Origin of the sequence: Dulcicalothrix desertica PCC 7102 (genome assembly GCF_003991905.1) — a bacterium.
GTDB lineage: Bacteria > Cyanobacteriota > Cyanobacteriia > Cyanobacteriales > Nostocaceae > Dulcicalothrix > Dulcicalothrix desertica.
In genome coordinates, this window is record NZ_RSCL01000045.1 from 6,780 (window position 1) to 7,510 (window position 731).

The window sequence follows — 731 nt, forward strand, 5'->3', positions numbered from 1 at the left end:
GAGTCACTACTTAGTTGAGTATTAGAAGGAATTAATAATGATAAGCCCGAATCAATAGTTTGGGCGCCGTATTCATCGTGGGTGCTAGGGGAAATTGAATGTGATAGATTTTCCCCTAGCACCTCATGGTCATTACTTAGTTGAGTATTAGAAGAAATTGATAATGATAAGCCCGAATCAATAGTTCGGGCGCCATGTTCCTCTTGAGTGCTATGGGAAATAGGATGTCCTAAATTTTCCCCTAGCACTTGGTCATTATTACGATTATGATTTGATAGTTTCAATACACCATACTGCTCAAACACTTCAGAGAACCGCGCGCTATTACTTCCCCAATAAATCAACACATGCGATTGCCGCGCGGGCAGCTTTGGTTCGTAATTGGGGTCTAAGAATTTAATCCGTCCCTTCCAAAAACAAACTGGTTGAGTTTTTAAAACAGGTGACAACCAGTTGGTATCTGTGGCGCCGGGTACCAATGCAATAGCTTCTGTAACTCGACCACTTGTAAGTTCTTCAATGAGTTTGGCAATTCACTTACCAGGACACGAGTATGGTGGATTTAAAAATACGCGACCATGCCACTGTTTGGATAATCCGTCGAAATCTATTGTGTAATGTTCGCGCGCGGGAATTTTCTTACCAACTTCTGCACATGGGTCGAGGTCAATCTCACCCAATACCTGCACAACCAACTCAACAATGTAAGGTGGCGTGTACCAATTGTCTGA

At 42.7% G+C, this 731-nt stretch carries 1 protein-coding gene and 1 pseudogene; both read right to left on the reverse strand.

Going from position 1 to position 731, the window contains the following annotated elements:
• Window positions 1-479: pseudogene (locus DSM106972_RS52935) on the reverse strand (hypothetical protein); the annotation flags it as partial.
• 54 nt (window positions 480-533) lie between these two features.
• On the reverse strand, window positions 534-731 hold a 198-nt coding region (locus DSM106972_RS46825), incomplete at its 5' end, for a DNA N-6-adenine-methyltransferase (RefSeq protein ID WP_267901234.1).